Source organism: Clostridium sp. 19966, assembly GCF_032335695.1.
GTDB lineage: Bacteria > Bacillota > Clostridia > Clostridiales > Clostridiaceae > JACTOJ01.
In genome coordinates, this window is sequence record NZ_JACTOJ010000005.1 from 113765 (window position 1) to 129852 (window position 16088).

General features: G+C 30.2%; 19 protein-coding genes. 11 read left to right on the top strand and 8 right to left on the bottom strand.

Annotated elements, in window-relative coordinates:
- The 5 genes from purM to ymfI all read left to right on the top strand — a co-directional run bounded on the left by purM (position 1) and on the right by ymfI (position 5225).
- Positions 1 to 999 carry a phosphoribosylformylglycinamidine cyclo-ligase gene (gene purM, locus IAI10_RS06790; RefSeq protein WP_315672538.1) on the top strand — a complete coding sequence of 333 codons (999 nt, stop codon included), beginning with the start codon at positions 1 to 3 and terminating at the stop codon, positions 997 to 999.
- Positions 987 to 1595, top strand: coding sequence for a phosphoribosylglycinamide formyltransferase (gene purN, locus IAI10_RS06795; RefSeq protein ID WP_315672539.1), 609 nt, complete (start codon positions 987 to 989; stop codon positions 1593 to 1595). Before purM ends, purN begins: the two co-directional genes overlap by 13 nt.
- A gap of 35 nt (positions 1596 to 1630) precedes the next feature.
- A complete protein-coding gene (purH, locus tag IAI10_RS06800; protein ID WP_315672540.1) occupies positions 1631 to 3133 on the top strand; it encodes a bifunctional phosphoribosylaminoimidazolecarboxamide formyltransferase/IMP cyclohydrolase in 1503 nt (500 codons plus the stop codon).
- Positions 3134 to 3145: 12 nt separating this feature from the next.
- On the top strand, positions 3146 to 4399 hold the full coding sequence (gene purD, locus IAI10_RS06805) for a phosphoribosylamine--glycine ligase (protein ID WP_315672541.1): 1254 nt from the start codon (positions 3146 to 3148) through the stop codon (positions 4397 to 4399).
- A 70-nt stretch (positions 4400 to 4469) separates the two neighbouring features.
- Complete coding sequence (gene ymfI / locus IAI10_RS06810) at positions 4470 to 5225, top strand: elongation factor P 5-aminopentanone reductase (protein WP_396334356.1); 756 nt, start codon at positions 4470 to 4472, stop codon at positions 5223 to 5225.
- Positions 5226 to 5229: 4 nt separating this feature from the next.
- On the opposite strand, the gene IAI10_RS06815 is transcribed toward ymfI, so the two are convergent.
- The 5 genes from IAI10_RS06815 to IAI10_RS06835 form a co-directional block, all read right to left on the bottom strand.
- A complete protein-coding gene (locus IAI10_RS06815) occupies positions 5230 to 6741 on the bottom strand; it encodes a HAMP domain-containing sensor histidine kinase (protein WP_315672543.1) in 1512 nt (503 codons plus the stop codon).
- Positions 6738 to 7418: a response regulator transcription factor gene (locus tag IAI10_RS06820; RefSeq protein ID WP_315672544.1), complete on the bottom strand. Its 681-nt coding sequence runs from the start codon at positions 7416 to 7418 to the stop codon at positions 6738 to 6740. The genes IAI10_RS06815 and IAI10_RS06820 overlap by 4 nt, the downstream gene beginning before the upstream one ends.
- Positions 7419 to 7558: 140 nt before the next feature.
- Positions 7559 to 8134: a manganese catalase family protein gene (locus IAI10_RS06825; protein WP_315672545.1), complete on the bottom strand. Its 576-nt coding sequence runs from the start codon at positions 8132 to 8134 to the stop codon at positions 7559 to 7561.
- Between the two features lie 11 nt (positions 8135 to 8145).
- The gene (locus IAI10_RS06830) at positions 8146 to 8421 is read right to left on the bottom strand and encodes a spore coat protein CotJB (protein WP_315672546.1); all 276 of its coding nucleotides are present in this window, start codon (positions 8419 to 8421) and stop codon (positions 8146 to 8148) included.
- Between the two features lie 12 nt (positions 8422 to 8433).
- Entirely contained in the window at positions 8434 to 8640 is a 207-nt protein-coding gene (locus tag IAI10_RS06835) for a spore coat associated protein CotJA (RefSeq protein ID WP_315672547.1), read from the bottom strand.
- A gap of 204 nt (positions 8641 to 8844) precedes the next feature.
- Between IAI10_RS06835 and IAI10_RS06840 the strand changes: the two genes are divergently transcribed.
- The 3 genes from IAI10_RS06840 to IAI10_RS06850 are packed head-to-tail and all read left to right on the top strand — an operon-like array spanning position 8845 to position 11809.
- Positions 8845 to 9336 carry a hypothetical protein gene (locus IAI10_RS06840; RefSeq protein ID WP_315672548.1) on the top strand — a complete coding sequence of 164 codons (492 nt, stop codon included), beginning with the start codon at positions 8845 to 8847 and terminating at the stop codon, positions 9334 to 9336.
- A 38-nt stretch (positions 9337 to 9374) separates the two neighbouring features.
- Positions 9375 to 10535 carry an aminotransferase class V-fold PLP-dependent enzyme gene (locus tag IAI10_RS06845; protein ID WP_315672549.1) on the top strand — a complete coding sequence of 387 codons (1161 nt, stop codon included), beginning with the start codon at positions 9375 to 9377 and terminating at the stop codon, positions 10533 to 10535.
- A gap of 2 nt (positions 10536 to 10537) precedes the next feature.
- Positions 10538 to 11809: a M48 family metallopeptidase gene (locus IAI10_RS06850; protein ID WP_315672550.1), complete on the top strand. Its 1272-nt coding sequence runs from the start codon at positions 10538 to 10540 to the stop codon at positions 11807 to 11809.
- A gap of 39 nt (positions 11810 to 11848) precedes the next feature.
- Here IAI10_RS06850 and IAI10_RS06855 read toward each other — a convergent pair whose 3' ends face one another.
- From IAI10_RS06855 to IAI10_RS06865, 3 genes are all read right to left on the bottom strand, one after another.
- Entirely contained in the window at positions 11849 to 12118 is a 270-nt protein-coding gene (locus tag IAI10_RS06855) for a spore coat protein (RefSeq protein ID WP_315672551.1), read from the bottom strand.
- A 19-nt stretch (positions 12119 to 12137) separates the two neighbouring features.
- Positions 12138 to 12347 carry a hypothetical protein gene (locus IAI10_RS06860; RefSeq protein ID WP_315672552.1) on the bottom strand — a complete coding sequence of 70 codons (210 nt, stop codon included), beginning with the start codon at positions 12345 to 12347 and terminating at the stop codon, positions 12138 to 12140.
- 87 nt (positions 12348 to 12434) lie between these two features.
- Positions 12435 to 12716, bottom strand: a complete 282-nt coding sequence (locus tag IAI10_RS06865) for a DUF503 domain-containing protein (protein ID WP_315672553.1) — start codon at positions 12714 to 12716, stop codon at positions 12435 to 12437.
- A gap of 426 nt (positions 12717 to 13142) precedes the next feature.
- Here IAI10_RS06865 and aroF point away from each other — a divergent pair, with 426 nt between their 5' ends.
- Genes aroF through aroB form a run of 3 tightly spaced genes read left to right on the top strand, consistent with a single transcriptional unit; the run spans position 13143 to position 16086 of the window.
- On the top strand, positions 13143 to 14162 hold the full coding sequence (gene aroF / locus IAI10_RS06870; protein WP_315672554.1) for a 3-deoxy-7-phosphoheptulonate synthase: 1020 nt from the start codon (positions 13143 to 13145) through the stop codon (positions 14160 to 14162).
- Positions 14163 to 14167: 5 nt separating this feature from the next.
- Positions 14168 to 15019, top strand: coding sequence for a prephenate dehydrogenase (locus IAI10_RS06875; RefSeq protein ID WP_315672555.1), 852 nt, complete (start codon positions 14168 to 14170; stop codon positions 15017 to 15019).
- On the top strand, positions 15016 to 16086 hold the full coding sequence (aroB, locus tag IAI10_RS06880) for a 3-dehydroquinate synthase (protein WP_315672556.1): 1071 nt from the start codon (positions 15016 to 15018) through the stop codon (positions 16084 to 16086). Before IAI10_RS06875 ends, aroB begins: the two co-directional genes overlap by 4 nt.
- Positions 16087 to 16088: the final 2 nt, after the last annotated feature.

Here is a 16088-nt window from a genome sequence, read left to right on the forward strand (position 1 = left end):
ATGATTACTTACAAGGATTCAGGAGTAGATATAGAAGAAGGATACAAATCAGTAAATCTTATTAAGAATTATGCTGCAAAAACTCTAAGCTCTCATGTGTTAAATAGTATTGGAAGCTTTGCTTCCTTAGTAGAGATACCAGAAGGCTATAAAAAACCAGTTCTTGTATCAGGAACAGATGGTGTTGGCACAAAACTAGATATAGCTTTCAGATTAAAGAAATACGATACAGTTGGAATAGACTGCGTAGCTATGTGCGTAAATGATATACTATGTCACGGTGCAAAGCCTTTATTTTTTCTTGACTATATAGCTTGCGGAAAACTTGAAGCTAAAGTGGCTGCAGAACTAGTTAAAGGAGTTTCAGATGGCTGTTTAGCCTCAGAAGCTTCCTTAGTTGGTGGCGAAACTGCAGAAATGCCTGGTTTTTACAGAGAAGGGGAATATGATATAGCTGGTTTTGCTTTAGGTGTAGTAGATAAAGAAAAAATTATAGATGGTTCTAAGATTAGTGAAGGTGATACATTAATTGGTATTGCTTCTTCTGGAATTCACAGTAACGGTTTTTCATTAGTGAGAAAATTGTTTCAAAATCTAGATGAAGAATTTGATGGTAAAAAAATTGGCGAAGTTCTATTAACTCCTACAAAAATTTATGTTAAGCCGGTATTAAATTTACTAGAAAAATATGATATAAAAGGGATGGCACATATAACTGGAGGAGGATTTATTGAAAATGTTCCAAGAATGTTTAAAGATAAATTTACAGCAGTTATAAAAAAGGATAGCTACCCAATTCCGTCTATTTTTAATAAGATGATAGAACTTGGGGCTAGTGAAGAACATATGTACAATACCTTTAATATGGGTATAGGTTTTGTATTATGTGTTAAAGGAGAAGATGCTGAAAAAATAATAAAAGATTTAATAAGTTTTGGAGAAAAAGCTTACAAAATAGGCTATGTTAAAGCCGGAGGTGAAGGGGTTTGCTTAGAATAGCAGTTTTAATTTCTGGAAGTGGAAGCAACCTTCAATCTATTATTGATGCTATAGAAAACAAAGGACTTAATTGTAATATAAAATATGTTATATCAGATAAAGAAAGTGCCTATGGAATTGAAAGGGCTGAAAAACACGGTATTAAAACTTACGTTTTCAATAAAAAAGATTATGCAGACTGCCTCTCAGAAAAAATATTTGAAGTGATAAAAGATGATGTAGATTTTATTGTATTAGCAGGATTTCTTTCAATACTTAAAGGTGATATTCTTAAGCACTTTAAAGATAAAATTATAAATATACATCCATCTTTAATACCAAGTTTTTGCGGGAATGGAATGTATGGAATAAAAGTTCATAAAGCGGCTATAGATGCAGGAGTAAAGGTATCAGGATGCACTGTTCATTTCGTAGATGAAGGTACAGATACAGGACCAATAATTCTTCAAAGAACTGTTCCAGTTTATTATGAAGACGATGCAGAAACTCTTCAAAAAAGAGTATTAGTAGAAGAGCATGTAGCTCTTCCTTCAGCACTGAAACTTATTTCTGAAAATAAGGTAAGTGTTGAGAATAAAAAAGTAAGAATTCTTTAATTTCTTATTAATATTTATCAAATCAGGAGGGCATTATGTTAAAAAGGGCGCTTATTAGTGTTTTTAAAAAGGATGGCATACTAGAACTTAGTAAGTTCTTAGATAGTATAGGAGTTGAAATTATATCTACCGGAGGTACATATAAATATCTTAAAGAAAGTGGTATTAAGGTTATAGAAGTAAGTGAAGTAACTAATTTTCCTGAAATGCTTGACGGAAGAGTTAAGACTCTTAATCCTATGATACACGGTGGAATATTAGCTATTAGAGATAATGAAGAGCACATGAAAACATTAAAAGAAAAGGGCATAGATACTATTGATATGGTAGTGGTTAATTTATATCCTTTCTTTGAAAAAGTAAATGCTGATATATCCTTTGAGGAAAAGATAGAATTCATAGATATCGGCGGTCCTACTATGCTAAGATCTGCAGCTAAAAATTTTAGAGATGTTGTTGTTATATCTGATACAAGTGATTATACAGTAATTATTGATGAACTTAAAGAAAATAATGCTATAAGTTTTAATACTAGAAAGAAGCTTGCAGGTAAGGTATTCAATCTAACCTCTGCCTATGATGCGGCAATAAGTGATTTTCTATTAGATGAGGAAGATTATCCTGAATATTACACTGTTTCTTATAGAAAAAATTCTGTATTAAGATATGGTGAAAATCCTCATCAGAGTGCTGCATATTATGTAGATGCTGCAAACAGAGGTTCTCTTAAAGATTTCGAATTTTTAAATGGTAAAGAACTTTCATACAATAATATTAAAGATGTAGATATAGCATGGAAAGTTGTATCAGAATTCGAAGAAATAGCCTGTTGTGGACTTAAACATAACACTCCTTGTGGTGTAGCAGTTGGAGAAAGTGTTTACGATTCTTATGTAAAAGCTTATGAATGTGATCCAGTATCTATATTTGGTGGAATAGTTGCTGTAAATAGAAAACTTGATAAAGCTACAGCTGAAGAAATGATTAAAATATTTTTAGAAGTAGTTATTGCACCTGATTATGATGAAGATGCTTTAGAAGTTTTAAAAACTAAGAAAAACTTAAGAGTACTAAAATGCAATACTCTCCCAATGAATAAGAGAACCTTAGTTTCTGTAGATGGTGGACTGCTGGTACAATCAGAAGATAGAAATCTTATAGATAACTTGAATATTGTTACTGAAAAAGAGCCAACTAAAGAAGAAATTGAAAATATCATTTTTGGAATGAAGGTAGTAAAATATGTTAAGTCCAACGCTATTGTTGTTGTTAAGGATAAAAAGGCAGTAGGAATTGGTGGCGGTCAGGTAAATAGAATATGGCCTACCATAGATGCCCTAAAAAGAGGAGAAGGTGCTACAGTGCTGGCGTCTGATGCATTTTTTCCTTTTAACGACGTAGTAGAAGAAGCTGCTAAGTATGGAATAAAAGCCATAATTCAACCAGGTGGTTCTATAAGAGATAAAGATTCCATAGAAGCTTGTAATAAGCATGGAATATCTATGGTGTTTACTGGAATAAGACATTTTAAACATTAATTGAGGTGTAATATGAATATTTTAGTTATAGGTTCTGGCGGAAGAGAACATGCAATTGCATATAAAATTGCTCAAAATCCTAATGTAGAAACAGTTTATTGCGCACCAGGAAATGGTGGAACTCATTATGAAAACAAATGTAAGAATATCCATATATCATCTTTTGAAGAGCTAGCTTTATTTGCACAAAATAATAATGTTGAACTTACTATAGTTGGTCCAGAAGATCCATTAACAAAGGGAATTGTTGATGTATTTAAAAACAAAGGGCTTAAAATTTTTGGTCCTTCGGCTGAAGCTGCAAAATTAGAGGGAAGCAAGATATATGCCAAAAACTTTATGAAAAAATATGGAGTTAAAACTGCTGCTTATGAAAGCTTTCACGATTTAGATTCAGCGCTTAAATATGTTAGAAATTGTGATTATCCAATAGTTATAAAGGCCGACGGACTTGCTGCTGGAAAGGGTGTAGTTATAACTTCTGAGGTAAAAGAAGCAGAGGACACCATTAAAGATTTTATGATTAATGATATTTTTAGTGGTTCTGGTAAGAAAATAGTTATAGAAGAATTCTTGGATGGAGTAGAGGCTTCCATATTATCTATAACCGATGGAGAAACAATTCTTCCTTTTATATCTGCTAAGGATCATAAGCAAATATTTGATGAGAATAAAGGTCCTAATACAGGTGGAATGGGTGCTATTGCTCCTAATCCTTATTGCAGCGAAGAAGTATTAAAGGCTTTTAATGATGACATATTGCTCCCCACTTTGAATGGAATAAAAAGCGAACATTTGGATTATAGGGGTATAATATTCTTTGGTTTAATGATTACGAAAAAAGGAATATATTTACTAGAGTATAATGTGAGACTTGGAGATCCAGAAACACAGGCAGTATTGCCATTAATGGAAAGTGATCTTTTAGAGCTTGTTAATAGTGCCCTAAAGTTGGATTTAAAAGCTTTTAATTTAAGATGGAAAAAAGAACACAGCTGTTGCATAGTGGCCGCTTCAAAAGGATATCCAGGCAGCTACGAAAAGGGAATGCAGATACATGTAAATAACATGAACAGCGGCAAGGTATTTTGCGCTGGAGTATCATTAAATGAAGAAAAGGAAATGATAACTTCTGGTGGAAGAGTACTTTCTGTAGTTTCTCAAGGAACTAATCTTGAAGAAGCTATATCAGAAGCTTATAAAAATTTGAAATTAGTTAAATTTGATGGCATGTACCATAGAAAAGATATAGGTACATTGTATTAATAAATATTAAAGCAGCCTTGTATAGGCTGTTTTTTGCTTGTATAATTACTTTGATCAATATTTTATTTATATGGAGGAAAAAACTTTGAATTTATCAGGTAAGGTGGCAATAGTTACAGGAGCTTCAAGAGGTATAGGAAAAGCTATTGCTTTAGAGCTATCCTCTAAGGGTGCTTCAGTTATAATAAATTATTCTAAGGATAAAGATGGAGCAGAGGAAACATTAAATGAAATTTTAAAATCAGGTGGATATGCTATAGCAAAAGCTTGGAATGTTGGTAATTATGAAAGCTGTATAGAAGCAATAAACTATATTACAGAAAAGTTCGGTAAAATCGATATACTGGTAAATAACGCAGGAATATCAAAAATAGGACTTTTCATGGATATGAATAAAAACGAATGGGATGAAATTATAAATATAAATCTCAAAGGTATCATCAATATGTGTAACTTAGTTATTAATCCTATGTTAAAAAGCGGTGAAGGGAATATAGTTAATATTTCATCAATATGGGGTGTAAGCGGTGCTTCCTGTGAAGTGATATATTCAACTACCAAAGGAGCTATTAATGCTTTTACAAAAGCTCTTTCTAAAGAACTTGCTATGAGTAAAATAAGAGTTAACGCAGTGGCTCCAGGAGTTATAGATACCGCTATGAATAGATGGATGAGCTCTGATGAAGAAAAAGAGCTAATAGATGAAATTCCTTTAGGAAGGTTTGGTAAAGCTGATGAGGTAGCTAAAGCTGTTAGTTTTCTTTGCAGTGGAGATTCATCTTATATAACAGGACAAATATTGACTGTTGATGGAGGCTTTCTATAAAAGATTAATCTTTTATAGAAAGCTCTTTAACTTTATTTAAAGAAAAATAGAAGCATACAGAATGTTTTCTATTTTGTACTCCAAAAGTACTATTGTGAAGTAATAGTATATTTTTTACTATTGATAAACCAAGTCCAGTACCACCAGCTATTCTTATTCTTGATTTATCTACCTTATAAAATTTATCCCAAATATTTTCCAAATCTTCTTCCGGTATATTTTCACCGCTATTTTCAATTTCAACTATGAGTTTATCATCTTTTGAGTAACTGTTTACTTTCATTATCCCGTTCTCATCACAGTGCCTTACAGCATTAGTTAAAAAATTGGTTATAACTTGCTCAATTCTTTTAGGATCACCATATACTAAGGTTTCTTCTTCAATACTTACATTTAAATTTATGTTTTTTTGAGAAATAAATTGGGAATGCTTATTTAATGCCATTTTTAATAATTTATCTATATAAAAGTTTTCTGGAACAAGCTTAAAGGACCCGCTTTCAAGCTGTGATAAATCCAGCATATCCTTAACTAAAGAATTCATTTTGTTTGCTTCATCCATTATGACTTCAATATAAAAATCCTTGGATTCATCATCAACAATATTATCTTTAAGTCCTTCAGCATATCCAGATATGAGCGAAATAGGCGTTTTTAATTCATGAGAAACTCCAGCAACAAATTCTTTTCTCATTCTCTCCAAATTTCTTTCTTTTTCAATATCTTTTTCTAGTTGTGTGTTCCTTTCTTGTAAATCTTTTAAAGCTAACCCCAATCTAGCAGATAAGAAATTTAGTGCATTCGCTAAACTCCCAAGTTCGTCATCACTCTTAACATCACATTTTATTTGAAAATCCATATCGGCCATTTTAACTGCAGTATTATTAAGCTTAACTAAAGGTTTAGAAATCATATTTGAATAAACTCTAGATAATATTAATATTAAGAAAAGCATTGCTATAAAAATATATACATAAAACAGTTTGATTACTCCAGAAGCTTCCTGTATTGGCTGAAGAGAGCTTACAGCAACTACCAAATCCGTATCTGTAGATTTTAGTGGTGGAACTACACAAATTATATTATTCGTATTAAAATCGGGGTCATTATACATAGTGGTATAAACTTTTTTACTGGATTTTATATCATTTAAAGATTTTGATGATACATAATACCATTCATATAATATTTTTATTATAGTGTTAGATTTGCTTGTGTCATCCTCTTGTATGTTACTTGTTGAATATTTTGGCACACCTTGGCTATCTAATATAACTATAGTGGCATTATTTTTCACCTCAAATTCCTTCATCATATCCATTAATTCTGTACCGCTTTTAAACTCATCTGAATAAGTGCTATAAAGATGCTGGACATTTGAACTAAAAGCTTTTAATTTCATGTTCATATAAAACTTTTCGAAAAACATAGATTGAAAAAGCATAGTCAATAGAATAAACAGAGAGAGAAATATAGCTGTTACAATAAATAATTTCTTAGATATGCTTCCTTTCATTTTTTCACCTCAAATCTATAGCCGCTTCCTCTTATAGTTGTTATAAAGTCTGCTTTATCACCAAGCTTTTCCCTTATTCTTTTGATATTAGTATCCACTGTACGTGTGTCACCATAGTAATCAATTCCCCACACACTATCTAATATTTGTGTTCTTGTCAGAGCCATCCCTTTATTCTTGACTAAATACAATAAGAGTTCATATTCCTTAGGGGATAGAATGACTTCTTGTCCATCTACTTTTACATCATGAGATAATTCGTCTATAACCAATCCATCCATGTTGAATGTAGAATTTTCTGTTGAATTTATAGAATCAACTCTATTAAATATCGCCTTTATCTTTGCCATTAGTATTTTAGGACTAAAAGGTTTTGTTATATAATCATCTGCCCCAAATTCATAGCCTAAAAGTTTATCATCCTCTTCAGACCTAGCTGTAAGCATTATTATGGGTGTATTAGAATTTTTTCTTATGCTTTTACATACTTCAAATCCATCTAAAAAAGGCATCATTACGTCTAAAATTATTAAATCTATATTATTATTCTTAAATAAATTTATAGCTTCAATTCCGTTGGAGGCTTCTATATATGTATATCCCTCTCTTTTTAAATAATCTCCTATTAATTTTCTCATTCTTTCTTCATCCTCAACAATTAATATGCTTTTATTCATAAATACCTCTCCATTAATAAATTTACTTATATATTGTAAATTAGCATATTATACTATTAATTTCAATTAATAATTAAAATTTCAAACTTCTTTAATAAAAAATGGTGCATTTTTGCACCACTTCTTGTATAAAATATTAATTAAATAAATATTTTCTTCGAGTTTAACAGATCGTAAACATCATCCAGCGCTTCACCAAATCTTTGATAATGAACTACTTCTCTAGCCCATAGAAATTTTAATACATCCTTTATATCATTATCATCTGTTAAGTTTATTAAATGTTCATAAGTAATTTTTGCTTTTTGTTCAGCCGCCATATCTTCATGTAAATCTACCACAGGACTATCGCTAGTTTGAATATATGCTGCAGTCCAGGGTACTCCATTGGCATCATTAAAAAACAATGCTCTGCCATGCTGAGCATAGTGTCCACCTAATCCAGCTTCTTTTAGTTCTTCAACTGTGGCTCCATCCATAAGCTGATATACCATCGTTGCCATTATTTCTAAATGAGCTAACTCTTCTGTTCCTATATCATTTAGAAGTCCCTTTGTTTTGCCTGTTGGCATAGTGTATCTTTGATTCAAATATCTTAATGAAGCACTTAATTCACCATCTGGTCCTCCATATTGAGTTATAAGAAACTTCGCCATTTTTAAATCTTTATTTTTTATATTTACAGGATGCTGTAAGTCCTTTTGGTATAACCACATACTTTTTCCTCCTATTCACATATTTGCCAAGGCCAAGGCTCATCTACCCATTGCCAAGGCAGCTTACTTGAAAAATAGCCAAAATTTACAAAGGGCCCGTAATTGTCTTCGTATTTTTTTCTTAGCATATCCAATTCTTTAACCGTTTCATTATATTTTGCTGCAGCTTTTTCACAAGTTGGAAAATTATCTAAATATAAATTTAAGTCCACAGACATAAAATGCAATTCTCTAATCTGACTCAGCAATTTTCTTTTGCCTTCGTCTAATTTATACATTTCTTTCATTTACAAGTCCTCCTATCTATATTTTTTCATTTCATAGTTAATAGGCATGTTTGTAAAAACACTTCCTTTGTGTAACGCTTCTTTAGGAGAATACAATTCACCATAAGGCTGATTTATTATATATGCTCTTGCAAGCAGCATATTTTGTGACTTTAAATCAGTTTCACTTATTTCATCAAAAGGTACATTGTTATGGTCAAAGTTTCTGTAATCGTACATTAATTTCACCTCTATAATATTTTTTATTATAAATTGAATTTTGTTAACACAATAGTATGGTATTCATGATTATGTAAAAGGTTAATATAAATTCACTAATGTTTTACATAAAAAAAATAATGCATTATAATGAAATTATATTTACTATAAATAAAGTGTCAAACCTCATTATGCTTTAATAAGCTATATGTAGGTGATGTAATTATGATAGATTCAAAATTAACTTTTAGTGATATCTATAAAATGAGCACTTATGAAATAAGTAAAAGGTTTTTATATCTAGGTGAAGGCATAAGCCGAAAAGTATTTGCTATAAACGATAAATATGTGATTAAAATAGCTAAAGGCATGGAGGGTTTATATCAAAATAAAGTAGAACTCTATGTTTTTAAGCATTGTGGTGAAAAATACAAAAAATATCTTTGCCCTATAATTTGGCATAAACCAGATATGCTGGTAATGCCTAGAGCTGTTCCTCTAAAATCTATTGATTCCTCGTTGAAAAAGGTAAATTTAAAAAATATACGTAATGAAGAGGAAGCATATTCAGATATAATGAGATTAACAAGAAATTTCTTGCTCTTAAAGGACGATATTGAGTCCGCTAGTTCCTGGGGAAAAATCGATGGAACTGCAATTTTAATTGACTACGGGTGTACTAGTGAAGAGGGAGACGAATTTTATAATGATCTCTAAACAGACCTTAATTATTTATTTTTACAGGAGATATGCGTATGAGAAAAATTTATGTAGACAATTCATCTACAACTTTTCCTAAGCCAAAAGAAGTTGGTGATGCAGTATATGATTATTTAACTAATATAGGTGCTAATGTTGGAAGAGGAAATTATCAAAGTTCCTATTCCACCAGCAGAATCGTATATGAAACTAGAGAACTAATTTGTGAGATGTTTAACTTTGATGAACCAAGAAATGTTGTTTTTACAACTAATATTACTGAAAGTTTAAATGTTATTTTAAAAGGATTTCTAAAAAAAGGAGAGCACGTAATTATAACTTCTATGGAACACAATGCTGTTATTAGACCAATTCATACGCTTTTGAATAAAGGGATTAATCACAGCATTGTCCCTTGCAATAAACAGGGATTAATTAACTTAAAAGATTTAGAAAAATCAATAAATTCTTCTACAAAGCTAATTTTAGTAACTCATGTATCTAATGTTTCGGGCAGTATTATGCCAATAGATGAAATAGCTGCTATAGCTAAAAAATACAATATTTATTATGTAATAGACAGCGCCCAGAGTGCAGGCATTCTCCCAATAAACTTTAATGATTTAAGGCTAGCTGCATTACCCCTTACTGGACATAAAGGCTTACTTGGTCCTCAAGGTATTGGTGCTATTATACTAAGAGAAGATTTTGCAGCTAAATTAGATACTTTAAAAGAAGGAGGTACTGGCAGCTTTTCAGAAGCTCTTATTCAACCAGACATACTTCCAGACAAATTCGAAAGCGGAACATTAAATGTTCCAGGAATAATTGGACTTAATGCTTCCTTGAAATGGATAAAAGCTCGTGGTATTGAAAATATATATGAGCATGAAAAACTTTTAGGGAAAATTTTTCTAGATAACGTTATGAATATTAAAGGAGTAAATTTATATGGATCTAAGGATATAAACAATAGATTAAGCGTTTTCTCTATAAATATGGATAATATAGATGCTTCAGAAGCCGCTTACATATTAGATAGTGAATATGGAATAATGACAAGATGCGGTCTTCATTGTTCTCCGCTAGCTCACAAAACCTTAGGCACATTTCCAGAAGGAACTATAAGGATAAGTTTAGGATATTTTAATACTAAAGATGATATTGAATATATTTCCAAAGCATTAAATGATATATCTAAAGCAAAGAGGGGATAATTGTGACAAAACTTCTGAAAAAACAGAAGACTATATTAGCTTACATATTAGTTATATTAGTATCTTCAGCCTTATTTATATACAATTTTATAAATATATCAAATTTAAATCTGAATAACAAAGATAATTTAGCTGCGTATAATTATAGAATTTCAGTAATAATTTGGCTATGTAGCACTGCGCTAAGCATATTAATTCCATGTTTAATAATTTTTTCTGGAATTTCACAGAAAATCATCAGTAAGATAGAATATAGAATTAGTAATAAGTACATTTCAGCCTTTGTATTTTATTTATGCTATACAATAATTAACTTTATATTATATTTTCCATTTTATTTATTGGGAGGATATTTTAAAAATCATATACTACATTTATCAAATTTGAATTTCATACAATGGATAGCTTTAGAATTGAAATATTTGATAATTAACGGCTTAATAGAAGCATTAACCGTTACTGGTATATTCTTCATTATAAATATAAGTAAAAAACGATGGTGGTACATAGTAAGTCTAATCGCTATACCATATATAATATTTAGCACATTACTTTATCCTGTATTTATGGATCCTATATTTAATAAATTTACTCCTATGACTAATAAAAATCTTGAACAAAAAATACTTTCCTTAGCAGAAAAATGTAATGTAAATAATCTTAACATTTATGTGGTAGATAAGAGTAAAGAAACTAATACCATGAATGCATATATGACAGGGCTTTTTAACACAAAGCGAATAGTTATATGGGATACCACTCTAAAAAATATGAATGACAGAGAAGTTTTATTTACTACTGCTCATGAGTTAGGACATTATGTATTAGGTCATATACCTAAGTCTATAGCATTAGGATGTATTGGAGTATTTATAATTTTATTTATAGCAAATAAATTAGTAAATATAATTATAAAAACATATGGTAGTAAAATAGGCATAAAAAGCATTTATAATATTTCCGTCATACCTTTATTTGTGGTGATTCTAAATATAATTATGCTTTTTTCTGATCCTATAAGTAATGCTTATTCTAGACACGTAGAATTAGAAGCGGATAAATTTGCTTTAGAAATCACTCACGATAGTGATGCTGCTAAATCCTCAGAAATTAAATATTTAAAAGGCAATTTGTCTGTTTATGACCCTGGTCTTATATACAAAATATTCAATTATGACCATCCAACAGTAAAAGAAAGAATGGAACTGTATGATAACTATAAACCTTGGGAAAAGAATGAAAAAACAAAGTTCCAAAATTATTATAAAAAATAATTAAATAGATGTCAGAGCTATGTCTGACATCTTATTTAATTACTGTATTTCATTCATAAGAGTATTCGAAGAATTTTTTAATTCCTGAATCTCACTTTCAGGCGCATCTTTAATTGTATACCAGCCTTTTTGTCTCATAGCATCAAATACTTTGTATTGAACTTCTTCAGAAGACTTTAAATTTCCTACTAAAGTGTCTCTAAGGTTGTTACAAGAACTTTCGGTTATTCCACTGCTATAAGAGCTTATTCCATGTTTTTCAGTAGTTAAAATATCCTGTAAAATATCTTTATTGCTTAAGCCAGTCATAACATATCCCTCCTATTTTTTACTGATGTGAATCTAAATAATTCTTTAGATTAGTAAAGTTTTGTTTATGAATTCTAATTCCTTCATCAAATAGTGGCTTTAATGAATTGTCACTGCAGCTGTTAGAATATTGGCTATACTTTTTAGCAATTAATGATTCAAAGTTTAATTGGTCTTTTAAAATTTTTAGATTTGGTGCTTCTAATTGTTTAGTCATAGTGCTATTCATGGGTAAATTCCTCCTTGTAAATGATATTTACTACAAGCTTTATTATTAGCAAAACACTTAAAATTATTTATGCAATATGTAGTAAAATTAGAGTATTTCTATAAAACTATCTACTATAACTGCTTCGGTTAAGGTTTCAATATAATTTAGCACATTTTGAATTGAGCTTTCTGCATGTCTCTTACTATTACTTACTAAAGCTACTCCTAATATTATGGAATTATGCATATCTAAATCTTCAATTTCACCTATTGATATATTAAATTTATGACGACTATTATCTATAATTTTATTTACTATCATTCTTTTCTCCTTTAAAGAATGACACCATTCAGCAATGAGATGTATTTTTAAAGTTCCTATAAACAATTTAAATCACTCCTAATAATTTTATTAGTTTAATAATTTTTAATTGAAATTTATATATGCTTTTTATTAAATAGTGTAATATAATATTATTTTATTATACAGTTTTTTAAATATTTAAATAAAGCATTGACAAGTACCAGGCAAAAGGTGTTATAATTAATGCAACAAATCATATTATGTGAAAGGTGATAGGAATATGAATAGTTTGACTAGCTTATTAAAAAACAATAATTTCATATATTATTTTAGCCAAAGTTTTTATTATTACTTTGGTTATTTATCGTTAAATAAATATGGAATTATTAGATGAGTCAATATAAGTTAGTTATATTATTATATTCTTTTATTTTAAAAGGACTCATGGAGTCCTTTTTTTATTTATCATTTTTTAACTTATAAAATTTTATAAAAATGGGGGTTTTATCAATGGTAATAATTTTAAAAAAGGACGCTAAAATCGATGATGTAGAAAAAATAAAAAGAAAGGTAGAAAAACTTGGCTGCTCAGTTCATTTAAGTCATGGTGAAAGCTGTACTATAATAGGTGTAGTTGGAGATACCAGCAAAATAGATACAGGGATTTTTGAAGTTGAAGATTGTGTAGATAATGTAATGAGAGTTCAATCACCATACAAAAGAGCCAGCAGAGCTTTTCATCCAGAGGATACATTAATACAAGTTGACAATAAACAGATTGGTGGAAACAAGTTGACAGTAATAGCCGGACCTTGCTCTGTAGAAAATGAAAGCCAACTTATGACAATCGCTAAAGCAGTTAAGAAATCTGGAGCGACTTGCTTAAGAGGTGGGGCATACAAGCCAAGAACATCTCCATACAGCTTCCAAGGATTAGGCATTGAAGGTCTTAAGCTTTTAAAAGAAGCTAAAAGAATAACAGGACTTCCAGTAGTTTCAGAAGTTATGGCAATAGAACAAATAGATGGCATGCTAGACTACGTAGATATATTACAAGTAGGAGCTAGAAACATGCAAAACTTTGAACTGTTAAAAGAAGTAGGAAAAGTAAACAAACCTATTTTACTTAAAAGAGGTTTATCTGCTACTATTGAAGAACTACTTATGTCAGCAGAATACATTATGTCCAGCGGTAATGAAGATGTAATTTTGTGTGAAAGAGGAATTAGAACTTTTGAAAAGTACACAAGAAACACTTTAGATTTAAGTGCAGTATTAGCTATAAAAAAATTAAGCCATCTTCCTGTTATAGTAGATCCTAGTCATGCTAGCGGGAAATGGTGGATGGTAGAACCTCTTTCTAGAGCAGCTTTAGCAGTAGGTGCTGATGGAATTGCAGTGGAAGTTCATCATGATCCTGCTAATGCATTAAGCGATGGAGAGCAGTCAATTCTTCCAGAAAAATTTGATGCTATGATGAAATCTCTTAAGGAAATAGCTAAGGTAATGAATAAAGATATACAGGAGTAAAAATTATGGATTTGAGTGGCTTTAATGTAACTATTGTAGGTTTAGGATTGATAGGAGGATCAATAGCTTTATCTCTAAAAAAGTTGAATCCCAATAAAATATGGGCTATCGATAATAATAGAGATACTCTTAATTTAGCTATTAGTAATAAAGTTATTAGTGATAATATAAGTGACTCAGAAAAAATAAAAAAAAGTGATTTAGTTGTTATTTGTCTATATCCAAACGACACTGTAGAGTTTATAAAAAAGAATATTCATAATTTTAAAAGTAATGCTATTATTACGGATGTTTCTGGAATGAAAGAGAATTTGATAAAAGAGATAAACTCTATTGAAAGAAAAGATATAAATTTTATTGGAGGGCACCCAATGGCAGGCAAAGAAGTTTCTGGCTTTCAGAATGCTGATGCAAATTTATTTAAAGACTGCAACTACTTTATAGTGCCTTCCCAAAAATCTAGTAACGAAAGTATAGAATTGTATAAACAAATACTAGTTTCTATCGGTTGCAAAAAGGTAATCAATGTAGATGCTGCAGATCACGATAAGCTAATAGCTTATATAAGCCATTTACCTCATATAATAGCTGTGGCGCTCATCAATGCGGATACAAATAATCTATCACTTAATAATATAATCGGCGGCAGCTTTAAAGATGCTACACGAGTTGCAGATATAAATGCTAGACTTTGGAGCGAATTATTCATGGATAATAAAAAAAATATTATACCTGTTATAAATGATTTTATAACTTCTCTTGCTAAAATCAAAAATTCTTTAGAGAAAAATGATGTAAACACCTTAGAATGCCTATTAAATTCTGCTTCTCAAAAAAGAAAGGAGATAAAGAAATGATAACTTTGCCTATAAATCTTCCTGGTAAGGAATATACTATCTTTATCGAAAGAGATATCCTTAATAGTGTTGGAAATATCATAAAAGGTATTGTACCTTGCAAAAAAGCTGTAATAATAACTGACTCAAATGTGAATAAACTATATAGCAAAAAAGTATTGCAATCGCTTGAGGATTCCGGATATGAATGCCATATAATAGAACTTCCTGCCGGAGAAACAAGTAAAAGTATAGAAATGCTTGAATTTATATATGAAAATTTAGTTGAGCTCAATATGAACAGGGATGGAATACTTATAGCTCTAGGAGGTGGAGTAATAGGGGATATCACAGGCTTTGCGGCAGCTACATTCTTACGAGGCATTAAATTTATACAAATTCCTACTTCCATTATAGCTCAGGTAGACAGCAGTATAGGTGGAAAAGTAGCAGTAAATTTAAAAAGCGGTAAGAACTTGGTAGGCAATTTCTATCATCCAAAAGCTGTAATAATAGATCCTAATTGCTTAAATACCCTGCCTCATAAATTTTACTGTGACGGAATGGCAGAGGTTATTAAATATTCACTTATAAAAGATAAAGATTTATTTAATAAGCTTAGCAATTATAAAAACAAAGATGAATTGTTAGCAAATATTGAGGATATAATTTATACTTGTTGCAGCATAAAGAAAACTATAGTGGAAAAAGATGAGTTAGATAGAGGTGACAGAATGTTACTAAACTTTGGGCACACTATAGGTCATGCTGTAGAAAAATATTTTAATTACAATAAATATACCCATGGGGAGGCCATAGCTATAGGGATGTATAATATCACTTTAATTGGTGAAAAATTAGGATATTCAACATATGGCTGCAGTATTGTAATAAAAGATATATTAAAAAAATATGAGCTCCCTTTTGAATTAATAGACGTTGATATGGAAGTTATATTAGATAATATTAAAAATGACAAAAAGGTTTTCGATAAAGGAATCTCTTTTATATTTATTAAGGAAATAGAAAATTCATTTATAAAAAATCTTTCCTTAGATCAAGTAAGAAAAGTATTTTTGGAGGTATAAGT

Coding starts and splice junctions, on each gene's coding strand:
- IAI10_RS06845 (WP_315672549.1), top strand. CDS start 9,375: ATGAGAAAAATTTATGTAGACAATTCATCTACAACTTTTCCTAAGCCA.
- IAI10_RS06815 (WP_315672543.1), bottom strand. CDS start 6,741: ATGAAAGGAAGCATATCTAAGAAATTATTTATTGTAACAGCTATATTT.
- IAI10_RS06835 (WP_315672547.1), bottom strand. CDS start 8,640: ATGTACGATTACAGAAACTTTGACCATAACAATGTACCTTTTGATGAA.
- IAI10_RS06855 (WP_315672551.1), bottom strand. CDS start 12,118: ATGACTGGCTTAAGCAATAAAGATATTTTACAGGATATTTTAACTACT.
- purM (WP_315672538.1), top strand. CDS start 1: ATGATTACTTACAAGGATTCAGGAGTAGATATAGAAGAAGGATACAAA.
- ymfI (WP_396334356.1), top strand. CDS start 4,470: ATGGAGGAAAAAACTTTGAATTTATCAGGTAAGGTGGCAATAGTTACA.
- purD (WP_315672541.1), top strand. CDS start 3,146: ATGAATATTTTAGTTATAGGTTCTGGCGGAAGAGAACATGCAATTGCA.
- purH (WP_315672540.1), top strand. CDS start 1,631: ATGTTAAAAAGGGCGCTTATTAGTGTTTTTAAAAAGGATGGCATACTA.
- IAI10_RS06875 (WP_315672555.1), top strand. CDS start 14,168: ATGGATTTGAGTGGCTTTAATGTAACTATTGTAGGTTTAGGATTGATA.
- IAI10_RS06825 (WP_315672545.1), bottom strand. CDS start 8,134: ATGTGGTTATACCAAAAGGACTTACAGCATCCTGTAAATATAAAAAAT.
- IAI10_RS06830 (WP_315672546.1), bottom strand. CDS start 8,421: ATGAAAGAAATGTATAAATTAGACGAAGGCAAAAGAAAATTGCTGAGT.
- IAI10_RS06820 (WP_315672544.1), bottom strand. CDS start 7,418: ATGAATAAAAGCATATTAATTGTTGAGGATGAAGAAAGAATGAGAAAA.
- aroB (WP_315672556.1), top strand. CDS start 15,016: ATGATAACTTTGCCTATAAATCTTCCTGGTAAGGAATATACTATCTTT.
- aroF (WP_315672554.1), top strand. CDS start 13,143: ATGGTAATAATTTTAAAAAAGGACGCTAAAATCGATGATGTAGAAAAA.
- IAI10_RS06840 (WP_315672548.1), top strand. CDS start 8,845: ATGATAGATTCAAAATTAACTTTTAGTGATATCTATAAAATGAGCACT.
- IAI10_RS06860 (WP_315672552.1), bottom strand. CDS start 12,347: ATGAATAGCACTATGACTAAACAATTAGAAGCACCAAATCTAAAAATT.